13 protein-coding genes are annotated in these 18,218 nt (G+C 69.5%); 10 read left to right on the top strand and 3 right to left on the bottom strand.

The genetic code is table 11. The features are described 5' to 3' along the window. Nucleotides 1-92: 92 nt before the first annotated feature. The 5 genes from gltB (at nt 93) to AORI_RS69090 (ending at nt 10,257) form a co-directional block, all read left to right on the top strand. Entirely contained in the window at nt 93-4,661 is a 4,569-nt protein-coding gene (gltB, locus tag AORI_RS69110) for a glutamate synthase large subunit (RefSeq protein ID WP_016335946.1), read from the top strand. Beyond that, a complete protein-coding gene (locus AORI_RS69105; protein ID WP_016335945.1) occupies nt 4,654-6,162 on the top strand; it encodes a glutamate synthase subunit beta in 1,509 nt (502 codons plus the stop codon). Before gltB ends, AORI_RS69105 begins: the two co-directional genes overlap by 8 nt. 170 nt (nt 6,163-6,332) lie before the next feature. Next, a complete protein-coding gene (locus AORI_RS69100; RefSeq protein ID WP_043848272.1) occupies nt 6,333-7,724 on the top strand; it encodes an alpha/beta hydrolase in 1,392 nt (463 codons plus the stop codon). Between the two features lie 128 nt (nt 7,725-7,852). After that, on the top strand, nt 7,853-8,785 hold the full coding sequence (locus tag AORI_RS69095; RefSeq protein WP_016335943.1) for a trypsin-like serine peptidase: 933 nt from the start codon (nt 7,853-7,855) through the stop codon (nt 8,783-8,785). A gap of 80 nt (nt 8,786-8,865) precedes the next feature. Then, a complete protein-coding gene (locus tag AORI_RS69090) occupies nt 8,866-10,257 on the top strand; it encodes a class II 3-deoxy-7-phosphoheptulonate synthase (RefSeq protein WP_043849059.1) in 1,392 nt (463 codons plus the stop codon). A gap of 74 nt (nt 10,258-10,331) precedes the next feature. Here the strand turns inward: AORI_RS69090 and AORI_RS69085 are convergent, their stop codons facing one another. After that, nucleotides 10,332-11,636 carry a wax ester/triacylglycerol synthase family O-acyltransferase gene (locus tag AORI_RS69085; protein ID WP_016335941.1) on the bottom strand — a complete coding sequence of 435 codons (1,305 nt, stop codon included), beginning with the start codon at nt 11,634-11,636 and terminating at the stop codon, nt 10,332-10,334. Nucleotides 11,637-11,858: 222 nt separating this feature from the next. Between AORI_RS69085 and AORI_RS69080 the strand changes: the two genes are divergently transcribed. Then, on the top strand, nt 11,859-12,368 hold the full coding sequence (locus AORI_RS69080; protein WP_016335940.1) for a DinB family protein: 510 nt from the start codon (nt 11,859-11,861) through the stop codon (nt 12,366-12,368). On the opposite strand, the gene AORI_RS69075 is transcribed toward AORI_RS69080, so the two are convergent. Both AORI_RS69075 and AORI_RS69070 read right to left on the bottom strand, forming a co-directional pair. After that, a complete protein-coding gene (locus tag AORI_RS69075; RefSeq protein WP_016335939.1) occupies nt 12,355-13,140 on the bottom strand; it encodes a DUF1295 domain-containing protein in 786 nt (261 codons plus the stop codon). The genes AORI_RS69080 and AORI_RS69075 overlap by 14 nt on opposite strands. Further along, the gene (locus tag AORI_RS69070; protein ID WP_043848271.1) at nt 13,140-14,411 is read right to left on the bottom strand and encodes an SAM-dependent methyltransferase; all 1,272 of its coding nucleotides are present in this window, start codon (nt 14,409-14,411) and stop codon (nt 13,140-13,142) included. Before AORI_RS69070 ends, AORI_RS69075 begins: the two co-directional genes overlap by 1 nt. A gap of 87 nt (nt 14,412-14,498) precedes the next feature. Between AORI_RS69070 and AORI_RS69065 the strand changes: the two genes are divergently transcribed. The 4 genes from AORI_RS69065 to AORI_RS69050 are packed head-to-tail and all read left to right on the top strand — an operon-like array spanning nt 14,499 to nt 17,878. Then, nucleotides 14,499-15,776 carry an NAD(P)/FAD-dependent oxidoreductase gene (locus AORI_RS69065; RefSeq protein ID WP_016335937.1) on the top strand — a complete coding sequence of 426 codons (1,278 nt, stop codon included), beginning with the start codon at nt 14,499-14,501 and terminating at the stop codon, nt 15,774-15,776. After that, complete coding sequence (locus tag AORI_RS69060) at nt 15,770-16,510, top strand: DUF1365 domain-containing protein (RefSeq protein WP_016335936.1); 741 nt, start codon at nt 15,770-15,772, stop codon at nt 16,508-16,510. Before AORI_RS69065 ends, AORI_RS69060 begins: the two co-directional genes overlap by 7 nt. Next, a complete protein-coding gene (gene sigK, locus AORI_RS69055) occupies nt 16,503-17,111 on the top strand; it encodes an ECF RNA polymerase sigma factor SigK (RefSeq protein WP_043848270.1) in 609 nt (202 codons plus the stop codon). The genes AORI_RS69060 and sigK overlap by 8 nt, the downstream gene beginning before the upstream one ends. Further along, a complete protein-coding gene (locus tag AORI_RS69050; RefSeq protein ID WP_016335934.1) occupies nt 17,108-17,878 on the top strand; it encodes an anti-sigma factor in 771 nt (256 codons plus the stop codon). The genes sigK and AORI_RS69050 overlap by 4 nt, the downstream gene beginning before the upstream one ends. Nucleotides 17,879-18,218: the final 340 nt, after the last annotated feature.

Genomic DNA, 18,218 nt, shown 5'->3' with positions numbered 1-18,218 from the left:
GTCGCGCTAACGAACGGGCCATCGTCGTCCCGTGCGCATCCCCCGGCCGGTCCGCCCGGCCGCTGAGCACAGACGACGAAGGAGGTCCCTTCATGATCTTCTCCGCCATTCCCGGCAAACAGGGTCTCTACGATCCCGAATCCGAACAGGACTCCTGCGGTGTGGCCATGGTGGCCGACGTCCGCGGGCGGCGCTCGCACGGCATCGTCACCGACGGCCTGTCCGCGCTGACGAACCTCGACCATCGAGGGGCCGCCGGAGCGGAGCCGACCAGTGGCGACGGGGCGGGCATCCTGCTGCAGCTCCCGGACGAGCTGCTGCGGGCGGAGGTGGACTTCCCCCTGCCCGAGGCGGACGCGGACGGTCACCAGACCTACGCGACCGGGATCGGTTTCCTGCCCTCGGACGTCGAGGAGCGGAACAAGGCCATCGCCCTGATCGAGCGGATCGCCGGCGAAGAGGGCCTCGACGTCCTCGGCTGGCGTGAGGTACCGGTCGACGCCGACCGCGCCGACATCGGCCCCACGGCGCGTTCGGTCATGCCGCATTTCGCGATGCTGTTCGTCGCGGGCGCCGAGGCCGACGGGCGATGTCCGTCCGGGCTCGAACTGGACCGCCTGGCCTTCTGTCTCCGCAAGCGCGTCGAGAACGAGAGCGTGACCGCGGGCTGCGGCACCTACTTCCCGTCGCTGTCCTCGCGGACCATCGTCTACAAGGGAATGCTGACCCCCGAGCAGCTCCCGCTCTTCTTCGCCGACCTGACCGACACCCGGCTCACCAGCGCCATCGCGCTCGTGCACTCCCGGTTCTCCACCAACACCTTCCCGTCGTGGCCGCTGGCGCATCCGTTCCGGTTCGTCGCGCACAACGGCGAGATCAACACCATCCGGGGCAACCGCAACCGCATGCGCGCCCGCGAGGCGCTGCTCGAATCGGACCTCATCCCCGGCGACCTCACCCGGCTGTACCCGATCTGCTCGCCCGACGCGTCGGACTCCGCCTCCTTCGACGAGGTGCTGGAGCTGCTGCACCTCGGCGGGCGGTCGCTCCCGCACGCGGTGCTGATGATGATCCCCGAAGCGTGGGAGAACCACACCGGGATGGACGCACAGCGCCGTGCGTTCTACCAGTTCCACGCCAGCCTCATGGAGCCGTGGGACGGCCCGGCCTGTGTCACCTTCACCGACGGCACGCTCGTCGGCGCGGTGCTCGACCGCAACGGCCTGCGGCCCGCCCGATGGTGGCGCACCGCGGACGACCGCGTCGTGCTGGCCAGTGAGGCGGGCGTCCTCGACGTCGCCCCCGCCGACGTCGTGGCCAAGGGCCGTCTCAAGCCCGGCCGCATGTTCCTGGTGGACACCGAGGCGGGCCGGATCGTCGACGACGAAGAGGTCAAGTCGGCGCTGGCCAAGGAACTCCCGTACGAGGGCTGGCTGCACGCCGGTCTCCTGCAGATCGCCGACCTGCCGGACCGCGACCACATCGTGCAGAGCCACGATTCCGTGCTGCGGCGCCAGCTTTCCTTCGGCTACACCGAAGAAGAGCTGAAGATCCTCCTCGCGCCGATGGCGGTCAAGGCGGCCGAGCCGATCGGTTCGATGGGCTCCGACACCCCGCCCGCGGTGCTGTCGCAGCGTTCGCGGCTGCTCTACGACTACTTCAAGCAGAACTTCGCGCAGGTCACCAACCCGCCGCTGGACGCGATCCGCGAAGAGCTCGTCACCTCGATGAGCCGCATCATGGGCCCCGAGCGCAACCTGCTCGCCCCCGGTCCGGCCTCCTGCCGTCACGTGCAGCTGCCGTATCCGGTGATCGACAACGACGAACTCGCCAAGCTGATCCACATCAACGACGACGGCGACCTTCCCGGCTTCGCGTGCAGTGTCCTTTCCGGACTGTACGAAGTGGACGGTGGTGCCGAGGCGCTGGCGTCCGCGATCGAGCGGGTCCGGCGCGAGGCCTCCGAAGCGATCGCGGCCGGCGCGCGCACACTCGTGCTGTCCGATCGCGACTCCGACCACCGCATGGCGCCGATCCCGTCGCTGCTGCTAGTGTCCGCGGTGCACCACCATCTGGTGCGCACCAAGGAGCGGCTCCGCGTCGCGCTGGTCGTCGAGACCGGTGACGCGCGCGAGGTCCACCACGTCGCGCTGCTGCTCGGCTACGGCGCCGCGGCGGTGAACCCGTACCTGGCCTTCGAGACCATCGAGGACATGATCTCGACCGGTGCGGTCACCGGGATCGAGCCCGCCACGGCGGTCCGCAACTACGTCAAGGCGCTCGTGAAGGGCGTCCTGAAGATCATGTCGAAGATGGGCATCTCGACCGTCGGCGCGTACACCGCGGCGCAGGTCTTCGAATCCTTCGGCCTGGCCCAGGATCTGCTCGACGAGTACTTCACCGGGACGTCGTCGAAGCTCGGCGGGGTCGGGCTGACCGTGCTCGCCGAAGAGGTCGCCACGCGTCACCGCCGGGCGTACCCGGACAACCCGACCGATCGTGTCCACCGTGGACTCGAGACCGGCGGAGAGTACGCGTATCGCCGCGAGGGCGAACTGCACCTGTTCACCCCCGAGACCGTCTTCCTGTTGCAGCACGCGACGAAGACCGGCCGCGAAGAGGTCTACAAGAAGTACTCCGACGAGGTGCACCGCCTGTACCGCCAGGGCGGCGCGCTGCGCGGGCTGTTCGCCTTCCGCGAGGGCGTCCGCGAGCCCGTCCCGCTGGACGAGGTCGAGCCCGTCGAGGCGATCTTCAAGCGCTTCAACACCGGCGCGATGTCCTATGGCTCGATTTCGGCCGAGGCGCACGAAACGCTCGCCATCGCGATGAACCGCATCGGCGGACGGTCGAACACCGGCGAGGGCGGGGAAGACCCCGAGCGGCTCTACGACCCGGCACGGCGCAGCGCGATCAAGCAGGTCGCGAGCGGCCGGTTCGGCGTCACGAGCGAATACCTCGTCAACGCCGACGACATCCAGATCAAGATGGCGCAGGGCGCGAAGCCGGGCGAGGGCGGGCAGCTTCCGCCCAACAAGGTGTACCCGTGGATCGCGCGCACCCGGCACTCGACGCCGGGCGTCGGGCTCATCTCGCCGCCGCCGCACCACGACATCTACTCGATCGAGGATCTCGCCCAGCTGATCCACGACCTCAAGAACGCCAACGAGAACGCCCGCATCCACGTGAAGCTGGTGTCCTCGCTCGGCGTCGGCACGGTCGCGGCAGGCGTGTCCAAGGCGCACGCCGACGTCGTGCTGATCTCCGGCCACGACGGCGGCACCGGCGCCTCCCCGATGAACTCGCTCAAGCACGCGGGCACACCGTGGGAGATCGGCCTCGCCGAGACCCAGCAGACGTTGCTGCTCAACGGTTTGCGCGACCGGATCACCGTGCAGGTCGACGGCGCGATGAAGACCGGCAAGGACGTCGTCATCGCCGCGCTGCTCGGCGCGGAGGAGTACGGCTTCGCGACGGCGCCGCTGATCGTCGAAGGCTGCGTCATGATGCGCGTCTGCCACCTCGACACCTGCCCGGTCGGCGTCGCGACCCAGAGCCCGGATCTGCGCAAGCGGTACACCGGCCAGGCCGACCACGTCGTGAACTACTTCCGGTTCGTCGCCGAAGAGGTCCGGGAAACGTTGGCGGCACTCGGTTTCCGCACTCTCGACGAGGCCATCGGGCACGCCGAGGTGCTGAACACCGACGAGGCGATCGAGCACTGGAAGGCCTCCGGTCTCGACCTCGCGCCGATCTTCGAGATGCCGACCGAAACCCCGTACGGCGGGGCGAAGCGGCGCACGCGGGCGCAGGACCACGGCCTGGAGCACGCGCTCGACCGGACGCTGATCCAGCTCGCCGAGGCGGCGCTGGAGGACGCGCATCCGGTGCGGCTGGAACTGCCGGTACGGAACGTGAACCGGACCGTCGGCACGCTGCTCGGTTCCGAGATCACCCGTCGCTACGGCGGTGAGGGGCTGCCCGAGGACACGATCCACGTGCTGCTGACCGGTTCCGCCGGGCAGTCGCTCGGGGCGTTCCTGCCGCGCGGCATCACACTCGACATGGTCGGCGACGCGAACGACTACGTCGGCAAGGGCCTTTCGGGCGGGCGGATCATCGTGCGCCCGCATCCGGACGCGAAGTTCGCCGCGGAAGGCCAGACCATCGCCGGGAACACGCTGGCCTACGGTGCCACCGGCGGCGAGATGTTCCTGCGCGGCCAGGTCGGCGAACGGTTCTGCGTGCGCAACTCCGGCGCGGTGGTGGTCGCCGAAGGCGTCGGCGACCACGCCTTCGAGTACATGACCGGCGGACAGGCCGTGGTCCTCGGCCCGACCGGGCGCAACCTCGCGGCGGGTATGTCCGGCGGCGAGGCCTACGTGCTCGACTTGGACCGCGGCAAGGTCAACGAGGAGATGGTGAACCTCCAGACGCCGTCGTCCGAGGACCTCGCCTGGCTCAAGAAGACCGTGCAGAAGCACTACGACCTCACACGTTCGGCCGTGGCCGCGTCGCTGCTCGGCGACTGGCCGCGTCGCTCGGCGGCGTTCACCAAGGTGATGCCCCGCGACTACCAGCGTGTCCTTGACGCGGCGAAGGCGGCGCGTGCCGCGGGCCGCGACGTCGACGAAGCGATCATGGAGGCCGCTCGTGGCTGATCCGACGGGTTTCCTGAAGTACGACCGTGAAGAGCCGAAGAAGAAGTCCAAAGAGGACCGTCTCGCCACCTGGGGCGAGGTCTACGCCGACGTGGAACCCGGCGAGCGCAACGAACAGGTGCGCAAGCAGGCTTCCCGGTGCATGGACTGCGGTATCCCGTTCTGTCACTCCGGTGGTTCCGGCTGCCCGCTGGGCAACCTGATCCCGGAGTGGAACGACCTGGTGCGCCGCGGCGACTGGGCCGCGGCGAGCGACCGGCTGCACGCGACCAACAACTTCCCCGAGTTCACCGGGAAGCTGTGCCCCGCGCCGTGCGAGGCGGGCTGCGTGCTGTCGATCTCGCCGCTGTCCGGCGGTCCGGTGTCGATCAAGCGGGTCGAGCAGACGATCGCCGACCAGTCCTGGGAAGCCGGTTACGTGCAGCCGCAGGTCTCGGCGGTTTCGTCGGGGCAGCGGGTCGCGGTCGTCGGCTCCGGTCCGGCCGGGCTCGCCGCCGCGCAGCAGCTGACCCGAGCCGGCCACGAGGTGACCGTCTTCGAGCGGGACGACCGGCTCGGCGGCCTGCTGCGGTACGGCATTCCTGAGTTCAAGATGGAGAAGAAGGTCCTCGACCGCCGGCTCGCGCAGCTCCGCAAGGAGGGCACGAAGTTCGTCACCGGCTGCGAGGTCGGCGTCGACCTGACCGTCGAGGAACTGCGGGCGGAGTACGACGCGGTGATCCTCGCGGTGGGCGCGCTGCGCGGCCGTGACGACAAGACCACGCCCGGCCGCGAGCTCGCCGGGATCCACCTGGCGATGGAACATCTGGTCCCGGCCAACAAGTACGTCGAGGGCGACGGCCCGTCGGCGATCGACGCGGCGGGCAAGCACGTCGTCATCATCGGCGGCGGCGACACCGGGGCCGACTCCTACGGCACCGCGACCCGGCAGGGCGCGCTTTCGGTGACCCAGCTGGACCAGTACCCGGCGCCACCGTCCACAAGGGACGACGAACGCTCGCCGTGGCCGACCTGGCCGTACATCCTGCGCACCTATCCGGCGCACGAGGAGGCGGGCGAGCGCAAGTTCGCCGTCGCGGTCACCCGGTTCATCGGTGACGACGAAGGCAACGTGCGCGCCGTGGAGCTCCGTCAGGTCCGCGTGGTCAAGGACCCCGAGACCGGCAAGCGGATGGTGACCCCGGTCAACGACGAGGTCGAGGAACTGCCCGCCGACCTCGTGCTGCTCGCGATCGGGTTCGAGGGTGTCGAGCACATGCCGCTGCTGGACGGGCTCGGTCTCTCGCTGACCCAGCGGGGCACGCTCTCGTGCGGCGCGGACTGGCAGACCTCCTCGCCCGGCGTGTTCGTCTGCGGCGACGCGCACCGCGGTGCCTCGCTGGTGGTGTGGGCGATCGCCGAGGGACGTTCGGTGGCGAGTGCCGTCGACGCGTACCTCACCGGCGCTTCGGACCTGCCCGCCCCGGTGCACCCGACGGCGCTGCCGCTCGCGGTGGTCTGAGCCTGGTGGAGATGTCAGGAAAGGGTCGTTCAAGACGTTTTTCGTCCTGAACGACCCTTTCCTGACACTCGGGGTCGACGAACGACAGGGTGAGACCCCACCCAAGGCGGAGGTCCGGGATCAGGCCGTGGTCCGACGCGGTAGAGCCTTCCGCCCGCCAAGCTCGCCGCATGAGAAAAACGTTGGCGGTACTGGCTTTCCTGCCACTGACCATGGTCGTCCCGGCGACCGCCGAAGCGGCTCCGGCGCTGCGCTGGACGTCGCCGTGCCCGGACTACGGCATGACTCCCTCACCGACCGAGGGCCTCGAATGCGCGAAACTCCGGGTGCCGCTGGACTACGCCGATCCCGGCGGCCGGACCATCGAGCTCACCATTTCCCGCAAGGCGAGCAACTCGCCGAAGCGGCGAGGCGCGCTGCTGATGAACCCGGGCGGCCCAGGGAGCCCCGGCCTCGCGATGCCCGCGCAACTCGCGCAGCGACAGGGACAGTCCGGCCTGCTCGACAGTTACGACGTCATCGGTTTCGACCCACGCGGGACCGGCTACAGCACGCCGGTGACCTGTGACCTGAGCGAGGAACAGCGGTTCATCCTCGTCGGCCCGTACGCGGAGGGTCCACGTGACGTCGCCGAGAAGGCGGTGAAGTCGCGTGCGGTGGCGAAGCAATGCGCCGAGTCGAAGACCGCGGATCTCCTGCCGCACATGACCACCGCCAACACCGCGCGCGACCTGGACCGGATCCGCGCGGCGTTGGGGGAGCGGAAGATCTCGTACTACGGCGTTTCGTACGGGAGCTATCTCGGCGCGGCGTATGCGTCGATGTTCCCCGCGCGCACGGATCGGATCGTGCTGGACAGCCTGGTCGGCCCCAACGGGCTGGATGTCCAGGCACATCAGCGGTTCGCGGACGGCTTCGACGACCGTTTCGGTGACTTCGCGGCTTGGGCGGCGGCGCGGGACGACGTCTACCACCTCGGGCGGACACCGGCCGAGGTGACGGCGAAGTTCTTCGAGCTGGCCGAAAAGCGCCCAGGAATCCGCACCGACACCTGGGGAGCGCTGTACGACGACGCGAACTTCCCCGGCCTGGCCGAGCGATGGGCCGCTCCGGCGGCGAAGGCACAAGGCGGACCGCCGGACACCGACAATCACGCCGCGCTCCAGCTCCAGGTGCTCTGCAACGACTCCGACTGGCCGGAAAGCGTTCGCCACTACCAAAAAGCAGTCGAACGGGCCCGCGTGACGCAGCCGATGTTCGGCCCCGCGGCCGCGAACATCACCCCGTGCGCGTTCTGGCCCGTCGAACGCCGCGAACCGCCCGTGCGGATCCACGACCGCGGACCGACGAACATCCTGCTGGTGCAGAATCTTCGCGACCCGGCGACCCCGCTTGTCGGCGCCCGCGAGATGCGGTCGGCGCTGGGCGCACGGGCGAAGTTCGTCACCGTGGACGCCGGCGGGCACGGTGTCTTCACCATGGGCAACGCCTGTGGCAACGACTTCGTGATCCGGTATCTGCGGGACGGCGTCCTCCCGGCGGCCGACGCGCACTGCCGCTAGACCGAACGGCCCATACGCCACCCCGGATGCGGCCGAACGGCCGCTTGTACCCCTGGTAGCAGGACAAATACTTTCGAAATGTCGTGCAAGTCATACGGCAATTCACCGGTGGCGAAAGGTGGTACGCCATGAAGAGGACGGCTTCCCGGGCGGGGATACTGGCGGCACTCGTGGGGCTGGCGGTGACGGCGCTGACGGCCGTCGCGAACCCCGCCCACGCCGGGCCGGTCCAGCATCAGGCAGCGACCGGCGCGCAGGCGGTCGCGGCCTACTGGACTCCGGAGCGGATGCGGTCGGCGGTGCCGATCGAACAGCTGGTCCAGGCGCCCGCCTTCACCCCGAAGGATGTCGCGAAGGGTACGAGCACGATCATCCAGAGCATCCCCAACGGCGGGGGCGCGTGGACCGGCGCCGGCAAGGTCGTGCAGACCGCGGGCCGGGTGTTCTTCACCATGGGCGGGCGGAACGCGTCGTGCTCCGGTGACGCGGTCACGAGCACGAACGGCAGTGTCGTGATCACCGCCGGGCACTGCGTGAAGTACCAGGGCGCCTGGCACACCAACTGGACCTTCGCTCCCGGCTACAACAATGGCAACACGCCCTACGGCACCTGGGCAGCGAAGAGCACGCTGACCACTCCGCAGTGGGAAGCGAGCGAGGACATGAACTACGACATCGGCGCGGCCGTGGTGAATCCGCTCAACGGGCAGAAGCTGACCGACGTCGTCGGCGCGCAGGGGATCGCGTTCAACCAGGCGCGCAACCAGTCGATGTACACGTTCGGGTACCCGGCGGCGGCGCCGTACGACGGCTCGAAGCTGATCTACTGCAGCGGGAGCACCTTCACGGACTTCCTGCTCACCAAGGACCACGGGATGAACTGCAACATGACCGGTGGTTCGAGCGGCGGCCCGTGGTTCCTCAACTTCAGCGAGGCGACCGGTGCCGGCATCCAGGCCTCGGTGAACAGCTTCGGGTACAACTTCCTGCCCGGCTACATGTTCGGCCCGTACTTCGGCACGGACGCGCAGAACCTCTACAACAAGGCCCAGGCCGCCTGATCTCCTCCGCCGCCCGTCCACGTTCTGGGACTTTCGTCCCGGTGGGCGGGCGGCTTTCGGCCCGGCATATCCTGGTGCCCGTGAACTGGACAGTGGACGTTCCCGTCGACACGCTCCCCGAACTGCCACCCCTGCCGCCCGGGCTGCGTGAGCGGCTCGACGACGCGCTTTCCCGGCCCGCCGCCCAGCAGCCCGAGTGGCCGGACGCCGAGTTGACGAAGCGCGTCCGCGGTGTGCTGGAGAGCGTGCCGCCGATCACCGTCCCCGCCGAGATCGACCGCCTTTCGGACCGGCTCGCCATGGTCGCCCGCGGCGAGGCGTTCCTGCTGCAGGGCGGCGACTGCGCGGAGACGTTCGAATCGAACACCGAGCCGCATATCCGCGCCAACCTGCGCACCCTGCTGCAGATGGCCGTCGTCCTCACCTACGGCGCGAGCCTGCCGGTGGTGAAGGTCGGCCGGATCGCGGGCCAGTACGCGAAGCCGCGTTCGGCCTCCACCGACGCGCTCGGCCTGCCGGTGTACCGCGGCGACATCATCAACTCGCTCGTCGCCAAGCCCGAACTGCGCGTGCCGGACCCCGGCCGGATGATCCGCGCCTACGCGAACGCGGGCGCCGCGATGAACCTCGTCCGCGCGCTCACCGGCGCCGGCATGGCGGACCTGCACCAGGTGCACGACTGGAACAAGGACTTCGTGAAGTCCTCGCCCGCCAGCGAGCGCTACGAGGCGCTGGCCTCGGAGATCGACCGCGGCCTGCGGTTCATGTCGGCCTGCGGCGTCACCGACACCTCGCTCCAGTCCACCGAGATCTTCGCCAGCCACGAGGCGCTGCTGCTGGACTACGAGCGCTCCATGCTGCGGATGGACCGCGCGGACGCGGCGAACCCCAAGCTGTACAACCTGTCCTCTCACTTCCTGTGGGTGGGCGAGCGGACGCGGCAGCTCGACGGCGCGCACATCGCCTTCGCCGAACTGCTGGCCAACCCGATCGGTCTCAAGATCGGCCCGACGACCACGCCCGAGCAGGCCGTCGAGTACGTCCGGCGGCTCGACCCGCGCAACGAGCCCGGCCGCCTGACGCTGATCGCCCGGATGGGCAACGGCAAGGTGCGCGAGGTGCTGCCCGCGATCGTCGAGAAGGTCGAGGCGTCCGGGCACAAGGTCATCTGGCAGTGCGACCCGATGCACGGCAACACGCACGAGTCTTCGACGGGTTACAAGACCCGGCACTTCGACCGGATCGTGGACGAGGTGCAGGGCTTCTTCGAGGTGCACCGCAAGCTCGGCACCTACCCGGGCGGCATCCACGTCGAGCTGACCGGCGAGGACGTCACCGAATGCCTCGGCGGCGCGCAGGAGATCTCGGATCTGGACCTTTCGGGCCGGTACGAGACCGCGTGCGACCCGCGGCTGAACACGCAGCAGTCGCTGGAGCTGGCGTTCCTGGTCGCGGAGATGCTGCGCGGCTGACCGACCCTGGATGTCATGAAAGGGTCGTTCAGGACAAAAGATGTCCTGAACGACCCTTTCATGACATTTGGGTGCTAGGCGGTGTCCAGCAGGCGCGAAGCGGACTTGAGCACCCCGTCCCGCAGCGAACCCACGTCCGAGACCGCCGCCCCGTTCGCCTGAAGTCCGATGTGGACCGAGTCGCGATAGGTCGCCACCGCGATCCCGATCGCCTGCCGCGGCGCCAGCGGCACGAACGGGTACACGCCCGAAACCTTCGTCCCGTCCAGGGTGAGGCGGTTGGGCGGCACCGGCACCGTGGTCACCACGAGATCGAACAGCAGCGGCGCGGCCAGCCCGGCGGCCTTCGAACCGAGCCGGTGCAGCATCGGCGGCATCCGGTCGGCGAGCAGCGGGAAGGCGCCCGCGCCCCGGGCCGGGCCCGCCGCCTTGTTCCGGCTCATCTCACGCTGGACGGCCAGCAGCCGCTCCACCGGATCGTCGAGGCCGACCGGCAGCTCGCAGAGGTACCCGGACAGCTTGTTCCCGCCGAGCTGCTCGGCGGACCGCCCGCGCACGCTGACCGGGATGAGCGCCCGCAGCGTCCGGTCGTCGGCGCGCTGGCCGCGGTTGATCATCCATTCGCGCAGCGCGCCGCTGAGGATCGCCAGCACGACGTCGTTGGCGGTCCCGCCGTGGGCCCGGCGGATCCGCCGGATCTCGGCGGTCTCCAGCCGGACGAGGCCGAGCCGTCGTTCGGTCGACGGCGGCGCGCTGAGCGGGGACAGCGGCGAACGGGTCGCCCGGACGACCGAAGAGGCGATCCCGGCCTGGGCCAGCGTCGAGCCGACCGCTTCCTTGACAGCGTCCACAGGGGAGCGGGGCGAGGGCGGCAGGGACCCGCTGTGCGGACGCCTCGGCGCGCGGGGAAGCTCGTCGAGCAGGCCGACGGCGACGGCGTACGCGCCGGCCCCGTCGGTCAGGGCGTGGTGCAGTTTCAGCAGCAACGCGAACTCGCCGTCCGGCAGGCCGGTGACGAGATGCAAGTCCCACAAGGGTTTTCCGGTGTCGAGCGGTCGTCCCATCCAGCGTGACGCGTAGGCGGAGAGCGGGTCCGGTTCGTACAGGGAGCTCAGGTGGTGATGTGAAATATGTTCACTGGCAACGAAATCCGGGTCTTCGGCCCAGATCGCGGCACCGGGCGGGAACAGCGCGGTGCGGGGACGCTGACGCAGCTTGGGGAGCCGCGCCGCCCGCTCGGCGAGCAGCGTGGTCAGCTCGCGCGCGTGCACCTGCCCGTGCGGGCGGAAGGTGACCACCGCCCCCATGTGCATGGGCGTCGTTTCGCTTTCCAGGCAAAGGAAAGCGACATCGAGTGCGCTCAGCTGCAGGCCTGACATCAGTGACCTTTCTCGGGTGCTCCGGCTATGGGCACAACTGCACCAGCCTGACATGACGGGCGGGTGGTCGTCATGTTTCCTCGGCGCTAACTACCGCCGGTTTCACTCGAACGATGGGATCACGTTCGGACATGGACCACGGCTCTGCGACAGATGGTGGACAGTGCGTCCCGGGGTAACTCGTTAGCGGATCATCCGAGGAAACCGGCAGACTGAACGACCATGACCGACGAACCGAAGCGCCCCGAACCGCCGCTCACCGGCGACGAGCGCACCCAGCTGAACGGCTTCCTCGACTTCCTCCGCGCCACTGTCGTGTGGAAATGCTCGGGCCTCACCGACGAACAGGCCCGGCGGCCGCTCGTCCCCAGCGAACTGACCACCGTCGCCGGTCTGCTCGGGCACCTGACCCTCGTCGAGCAGTACTGGTTCAACGTGGTGCTCAACGGACAGGAGGACGTCTGGAAGGAGGCACTGGAGGCCGATCCGGACGCCGAGTTCCGGGTCGCCATGCAGACCCCGATCGAGCAGCTGATCGCCGCCTACGAGGCCGAGTGCGAGCGGAGCCGCAAGATCGTCGAAGCGATGGGGCTGGACGACGAGGTCCCCTTCCGCGGCGACCGCAAGGTCAACGTCCGGTTCGTGGTCGCGCACATGATCGAGGAGACCGGCAGGCACGCCGGCCACCTCGACCTGTTGCGCGAGCTGACGGACGGTCTCACCGGGGAGTGAGCTTGCGAGGGGGCAGCGGGAAGAACCCGCTGGTCCGCTCGACGTACGTCGCGTATCCCGGCCGCGAACGCCGCAAACCCTTCTCCAGCAAAGGTTTTCCGGTCCCCTTGGCCAGCGTGTACGTCATCGCGACCGGCGACAGCACGGTCGCCGCCCCCACCCAGCTCGAACACGCCAGTAGGTACAGGCCCCACCACACGCACGCGTCCCCGAAGTAGTTGGGATGCCGGGTGTAGCGCCACAGCCCGCTGTCGAGCACCTTCCCCTTGTTGCCGGGGTCGGCCTTGAAGCGGCGCAGCTGCTCGTCGCCGATCGCCTCGAACCCGAAGCCGACCAGCCACACCGCGACGCCCAGCCACGCCGTCACCCCGAAGGTGTCGCCGTACATCGCGAACTGGACCGGCAGCGAGACGAACCAGAGCACCACGGCCTGGACCAGGTACACGCGGACGAACAGCTTGAGCGCCGGATTCGGGCCGGCGCTCTCGGCCATCCGCACGTAGCGCGGGTCTTCGGGCAGCTTGTGGTTGCGCAGGTGGAGGTGGACGCCGAGGCGCACACCCCAGACCGCGGTCAGCAGCGCGGCGACCACGCGCAGCGCGACCGACCCGTCCCCGAGCGGGGCCGCCACCAGCGCGACGAGCGCGAAGCCCGGCCCCCACAGCGTGTCGACGGTGTCGTACCGCTTCCGCCACCGCGCGATGCCGAAGGTGACGACGAAGGCCAGCAGCGTCGTGCCCGCCGTGACCGCGAGCGTCCCGCCGAGGGGCATCAGGACCACTCCCGGGTGGCGGGCAGCGCGCTCAGGCCGTCTTCCGAGGTACGGACCGCGAGGATCTGGTCCACGCCCATCCGGTTCTCTTCGAACGCGAGCGCACCGCCGACCAGATACAGCCGCCAGACCCGCGCGCCGGATTCACCGATCAGCGCGACGACGTCGTCCCAGTTGCCTTCGAGCGTCTTCTCCCAGGCGCGGACCGTGCGCACGTAGTGCTCCCGCAGCGCGTGGACGTCGCGGATTTCGAAGCCCGCGGTCTCCAGATGCCCGAGGGTGCGGCTCAGCGGCCGCATCGTCATGTCGGGGGCGATGTAGCGCTCGATGAACGCGCCGCCGCCGGGCGCCACCGCGCCGCGGGACATCTGCTGCAGGACCAGCCGTCCGGTGGGCTTGAGCATCCGGTACAGCGTCCGTGTGTACTCGGGGTAGTTCTCCTCGCCGACGTGTTCACCCATCTCGATGGAGGCGACGGCGTCGAAGGGCTCGTCACGCAGTTCGCGATAGTCCTGCCGCCGGACCTCGACGCGATCCTCCAGATCGTGCTGGACGAGGCGGCCGCGGACGTGCTGGAGCTGTTCCGCCGACAGCGTGATCCCGACGGCGGTCACGCCGTGATGTTTCGCGGCGTGCACCAGGAGCGAGCCCCAGCCGCAGCCGACGTCGAGCAGCCGCATCCCCGGGCGCAGGCCGAGCTTGCGGCAGATCAGTTCGAGCTTGTCCCACTGGGCCTGTTCGAGGTCGTAACCCTCCTCCTCAGACGTCCAGTACGCCGACGAATAGGCCATCGATTCGTCCATCAACAGCTGGTAGAAGGCATTGCCGAGGTCGTAGTGGTGCGCGATCGCCGACTTGTCGCGGAGCAGGGTGTGCAGCTTCCCGGACAGCCGGGCCTCCTCGGCGGGCGGTGCGGGCGGCGGCCCGACGACACCGAGGCGCACCGCGAGGCGCAGGGCCTCGGCCCAATCGCGCGGGCCGAGCTTCGCGCCGCGCACGGCACCCGAACGGGTCAGCGCCCAGATCCGGCGGAATCCGTCGGCGAGATCGCCCTCGACGTCGAGATCACCCGAGACGTATGCCCTGGCCAGGCCCAATTCGCCGGGGGCGTAGAGGAGACGGCGCAGGGCCCGGCGGTTGTGGAGTACCACGGTCGGGGCATCCGGCGGACCGGCGCGTACGCCATCCCAGGTACGCAAACCGACCGGAAGGGCACCACCGAGGAGCCGCTCGACGAACGGGGCTAGGCGGGACACAGGACTGTTCGGCATAGTCGTCATTCGCTCCCGGACCGGAAAGGGATGGGTCGGATGCCGAGCCGGTTCACGAGATCCAATCCTCGCCCGATCCGGCTCCGAATGCTTCACGTGCACACCAAGGGTCAACGCATCGGAGTCATCGGCAGCGGCGTGGCCGGCCTCACGGCCGCCTATCTGCTGCAACGCCGCTACGAGGTACTGCTGTTCGAAGCCGAGGACAGGTTGGGCGGGCACGCGCACACCCACGACGTCCCGAGCGCGCACGGCGGCACCGTCGGCGTCGATTCCGGGTTCATCGTGCACAACGAGCGTACCTACCCGAACCTGCTCCGCCTGTTCGCCGAACTGGGCGTCGCCACCCGCGACACCGAGATGTCGATGAGCATCCGCTGCGACGGCTGCGGGCTCCAGTACGCCGGCGCGAAGGGCCTGAAAGGCCTGTTCGCGCAGCCGCGCAACGTCGCACGGGGCCGCTACCTGCGGATGCTCGCCGACGTCAAACGCTTCCACCGGCACGCGAGGCGCGTCCTCGAAGCGCCCGAGGCCGGAGACGTCACCCTCGGCGCCTTCCTCGCGATCGGCGGGTACACGAAGTACTTCGTCGACCACTTCATGCTCCCGGTCGTTTCGACCGTCTGGTCCGCCGACCGGACCGACACGCTCAGGTACCCGGCGCGCTACCTGTTCGAGTTCCTCCGCAACCACGGGATGCTGTCGGTCGGCGGGTCCCCGAAGTGGCGCACCGTCGTCGGCGGCTCTCGCGAGTACGTCGAGCGGGCGGCCAAACAGCTGACCGCGGTGCACCTGTCGACCCCGGTCCGCTCGGTCAAGCGCACCGCGCGGGGGATCGAGGTCCGCGACGACGCCGACACACGGCACCGGCTCGACAAGGTCGTCCTCGCCACGCACGCGGACCAGGCGCTGAAGCTGCTCGCTTCGCCGACCGCGGCCGAGCGCGACGTCCTCGGGGCCTTCCGGTACTCCAGCAACGAGGCGTGGCTGCACACCGACACCGGCGTGCTCCCGACGGCGGAATCGGCGCGGGCGGGCTGGAACTACGCGACCCCGTTCTGCGGCGCCCATCACGGCGCGGTCCAGGTGTCCTACGACATGAACCGCCTGATGCGGCTCGACGAGCCGACCGGCTACGTCGTCACGCTCAACCCGGGCACCGGCCCGGCCGACGGTGCGGTGCTCGCCAAGATGACCTACGAACACCCGGTCTACACGCCGGAATCCGTGGCCGCCCAGTGCCGTCTGCCCGAACTGAACGACGCCACGGTCGCCTTCGCCGGCGCGTACCACGGCTGGGGTTTCCACGAGGACGGCTGCGCGTCCGGCGTCCGCGCGGCCGAGAACTTCGGGGTGCGATGGTGACCGTCATGGCCGTGCTCTACGACTCCACGGTGGCGCATGTCCGGCGCCTCGATCCGCCGATCTCGTTCGCCCACCGGATCTACCTGTGGTTCGTCGACCTCGACGTGCCGCCGAAGCTGCCGTGGTGGCTTCGCACCTTCGCCCGCTTCGACTCGCGAGACCACTTCGCGCCCGAGGACACCTCCAGCATCCGGTCCAAATTGGACCACTGGCTCGCGGCGCGCGGTGTCGACCTCCGCGGCGGCCGGGTGCTGATGCTGGCCGGCGCGCGGATGCTCGGCCACAACTTCAACCCGATCACCCTGTACTGGTGCCACCGGCCCGACGGCGGACTCGAATGCGTCGTCGCCGAGGTGCACAACACCTACGGGGGCAGGCACGCGTACCTCCTGCGGCCCGACGCGGACGGGAACGCCTTCGCGGACAAGGAGTTCTACGTCTCGCCGTTCCAGTCGATGGACGGCGAGTACCGAATGGCGGTGCCCAGGCCCGAGTCGCTGCTTTCGGTCAAGATCGCCCTCCACCAGGACGGCCGGACACCGTTGATCGCGTCGCTGCGCGGTGTGCGACGCCCCGCCACCGCCAAGTGGCTGGCGCACATGCTGATCACCCGTCCGCTCATGCCGCACCGGGTCTCCGCGCTGATCCGGCGGCATGGGGTCAAACTGTGGTTGAAGAAGGCGCCGATCACCCCACGGACGCCGCGGACGGCCGGAGGCAGGCTTGATGGATGAATCGGCACGCCCGCGCCGGATGGCGCCCGTCCCCGGTGACGGCGAACCGGCCGGCCCGACGGCCGAGGATCTGCTCGTCCGGGTCGCGAAGGGTGACGAGCGGGCCTTCGACGCCTTGTACGACCAGCTCGCCGGGCCGGTCCTCGGCCTCGTGCGGCGGATCCTCCGTGACGCCGCGCAGTCCGAAGAGGTCACGCAGGAGGTCATGGTGGAGCTGTGGCGCACGGCCACGCGCTACTCCCCGGAGCGGGGGAGCGCGCTGAACTGGGCCATGACGCTCGCGCACCGCCGCGCGGTCGACCGCGTCCGCTCGGCACGCGCCAGTTCGGACCGCGAGGTCAAGGCGACCTTCGAGGCCGCCCGCGCGCGGCCCTTCGACGAGGTGGCCGAGGCCGTGGCGGCCCGCTGGGAGCGTTCGCAGGTACGCCGCTGCCTGACCACCCTCACCGAGCTGCAACGGGAATCCGTGCTGCTCGCCTACTACCAGGGCTACACCTATCGCGAGGTCTCGGAGGTGCTGCAGACGCCGCACGGGACCATCAAGACCCGTCTCCGGGACGGCCTGATCAGGCTCCGGGACTGTTTGGGGGTGACGGCATGACCATGCCCGAGATGCACACGCTCACCGGCGCGTACGCCGTCGACGCGCTGTCCGAAGTGGAGCGAGCGCAGTTCCAGCGGCACCTCGCCGAGTGTGCTTCGTGCGCGCAAGAGGTCCTCGAACTGCAGATGACCGCGACCCGGCTCGGTGCCGCGCTGGCCGAGGACCCGCCGCCCGAACTCAAGCGACGCGTGCTCGCCGAGGCGATGGCGACCAGGCAACAGCCGCCGAAGACGCGCTTCGGCGCGGGGGAGCGCGTCAAGGACCGGCGTCGCGCCCCGCGCTGGGCGATCGCCGCGGTCGCGGCGGCCGTCGTCGGGCTCGCGGGCACCGCCGTGTTCGGCGGGATCGCCTACGACAACCACTCGCAACTGACGGCCGCGCGGGAGCGTGCGGCGCAGTACGCGGAGCGCTACGCCCCGGTCGCCGACGTCCTTTCGGCGGCCGATCTCCGGACCGGGCACGCCGAGACCTCGGCCGGCGGTGGCGGGACCGTGATGATGTCGCGCGCCAAGGACCGGCTGGTGTTCATGGCGGCGCAGCTGCCGGCGAACGAACCGGGCCGGGTCTACCAGGCCTGGCTCATGTTCCCGGGTGCCGCACCCAAACCCGCCGGGCTCATTTCCGGTGGTCAGGACGGTGCGCTGCTGGTCGCCGACGGGCTCGGCGGGGCGGAGAAGTTCGCGCTCAGCGTCGAACAGGCGGGCGGATCACCGACCGGGACGCCGTCGAAGGACGTCGTCATGGTCATGTCGATGCCGACCTGATCTTGCTCTTGCCGTCTGGCAGTGAACCCGCGTCCGCGATCGACGTCGGCAGGGCGCTGCTTGGTCGAATCTCTCACGTCCGTGAGTAAGGCGCCCTGCCACCGCGATAGCGGGGCCTTCGGCGGGCGGGCTCACGCGTCATGTCCCTTCACGAGTTCGTTCTCAGCTCCGCCAATGGCCCCTTTACCAGGCCGCCGTTCGCCGCCGCGACCGGGTCTCGCTCTTGCGCCCGCGAACATGTTGTGGCAAAACACCTTTGCGACACACGGCGTGGCTACTGGATTCGAGCCAGCCTGGTGCATACCGTCCTGCTTCAACGTCGGCAGTTGACATAACTCTC

This window comes from Amycolatopsis keratiniphila (genome assembly GCF_000400635.2).
In the GTDB taxonomy this organism is placed as follows: Bacteria; Actinomycetota; Actinomycetes; order Mycobacteriales; family Pseudonocardiaceae; genus Amycolatopsis; species Amycolatopsis keratiniphila.
Note: the sequence above shows the minus strand (reverse complement) of the source record. Positions and strands in the feature narration are given on the sequence as shown.

Bases quoted from the DNA above. Each gene is read 5' to 3' on its own strand.
- AORI_RS69085 (WP_016335941.1), bottom strand. From the start codon at position 11,636: ATGTCAGGCCTGCAGCTGAGCGCACTCGATGTCGCTTTCCTTTGCCTG.
- AORI_RS69070 (WP_043848271.1), bottom strand. From the start codon at position 14,411: ATGCCGAACAGTCCTGTGTCCCGCCTAGCCCCGTTCGTCGAGCGGCTC.
- AORI_RS69060 (WP_016335936.1), top strand. From the start codon at position 15,770: ATGGTGACCGTCATGGCCGTGCTCTACGACTCCACGGTGGCGCATGTC.
- AORI_RS69080 (WP_016335940.1), top strand. From the start codon at position 11,859: ATGACCGACGAACCGAAGCGCCCCGAACCGCCGCTCACCGGCGACGAG.
- gltB (WP_016335946.1), top strand. From the start codon at position 93: ATGATCTTCTCCGCCATTCCCGGCAAACAGGGTCTCTACGATCCCGAA.
- AORI_RS69100 (WP_043848272.1), top strand. From the start codon at position 6,333: ATGAGAAAAACGTTGGCGGTACTGGCTTTCCTGCCACTGACCATGGTC.
- AORI_RS69075 (WP_016335939.1), bottom strand. From the start codon at position 13,140: ATGCCCCTCGGCGGGACGCTCGCGGTCACGGCGGGCACGACGCTGCTG.
- AORI_RS69065 (WP_016335937.1), top strand. From the start codon at position 14,499: ATGCTTCACGTGCACACCAAGGGTCAACGCATCGGAGTCATCGGCAGC.
- AORI_RS69095 (WP_016335943.1), top strand. From the start codon at position 7,853: ATGAAGAGGACGGCTTCCCGGGCGGGGATACTGGCGGCACTCGTGGGG.
- AORI_RS69050 (WP_016335934.1), top strand. From the start codon at position 17,108: ATGACCATGCCCGAGATGCACACGCTCACCGGCGCGTACGCCGTCGAC.
- sigK (WP_043848270.1), top strand. From the start codon at position 16,503: ATGGATGAATCGGCACGCCCGCGCCGGATGGCGCCCGTCCCCGGTGAC.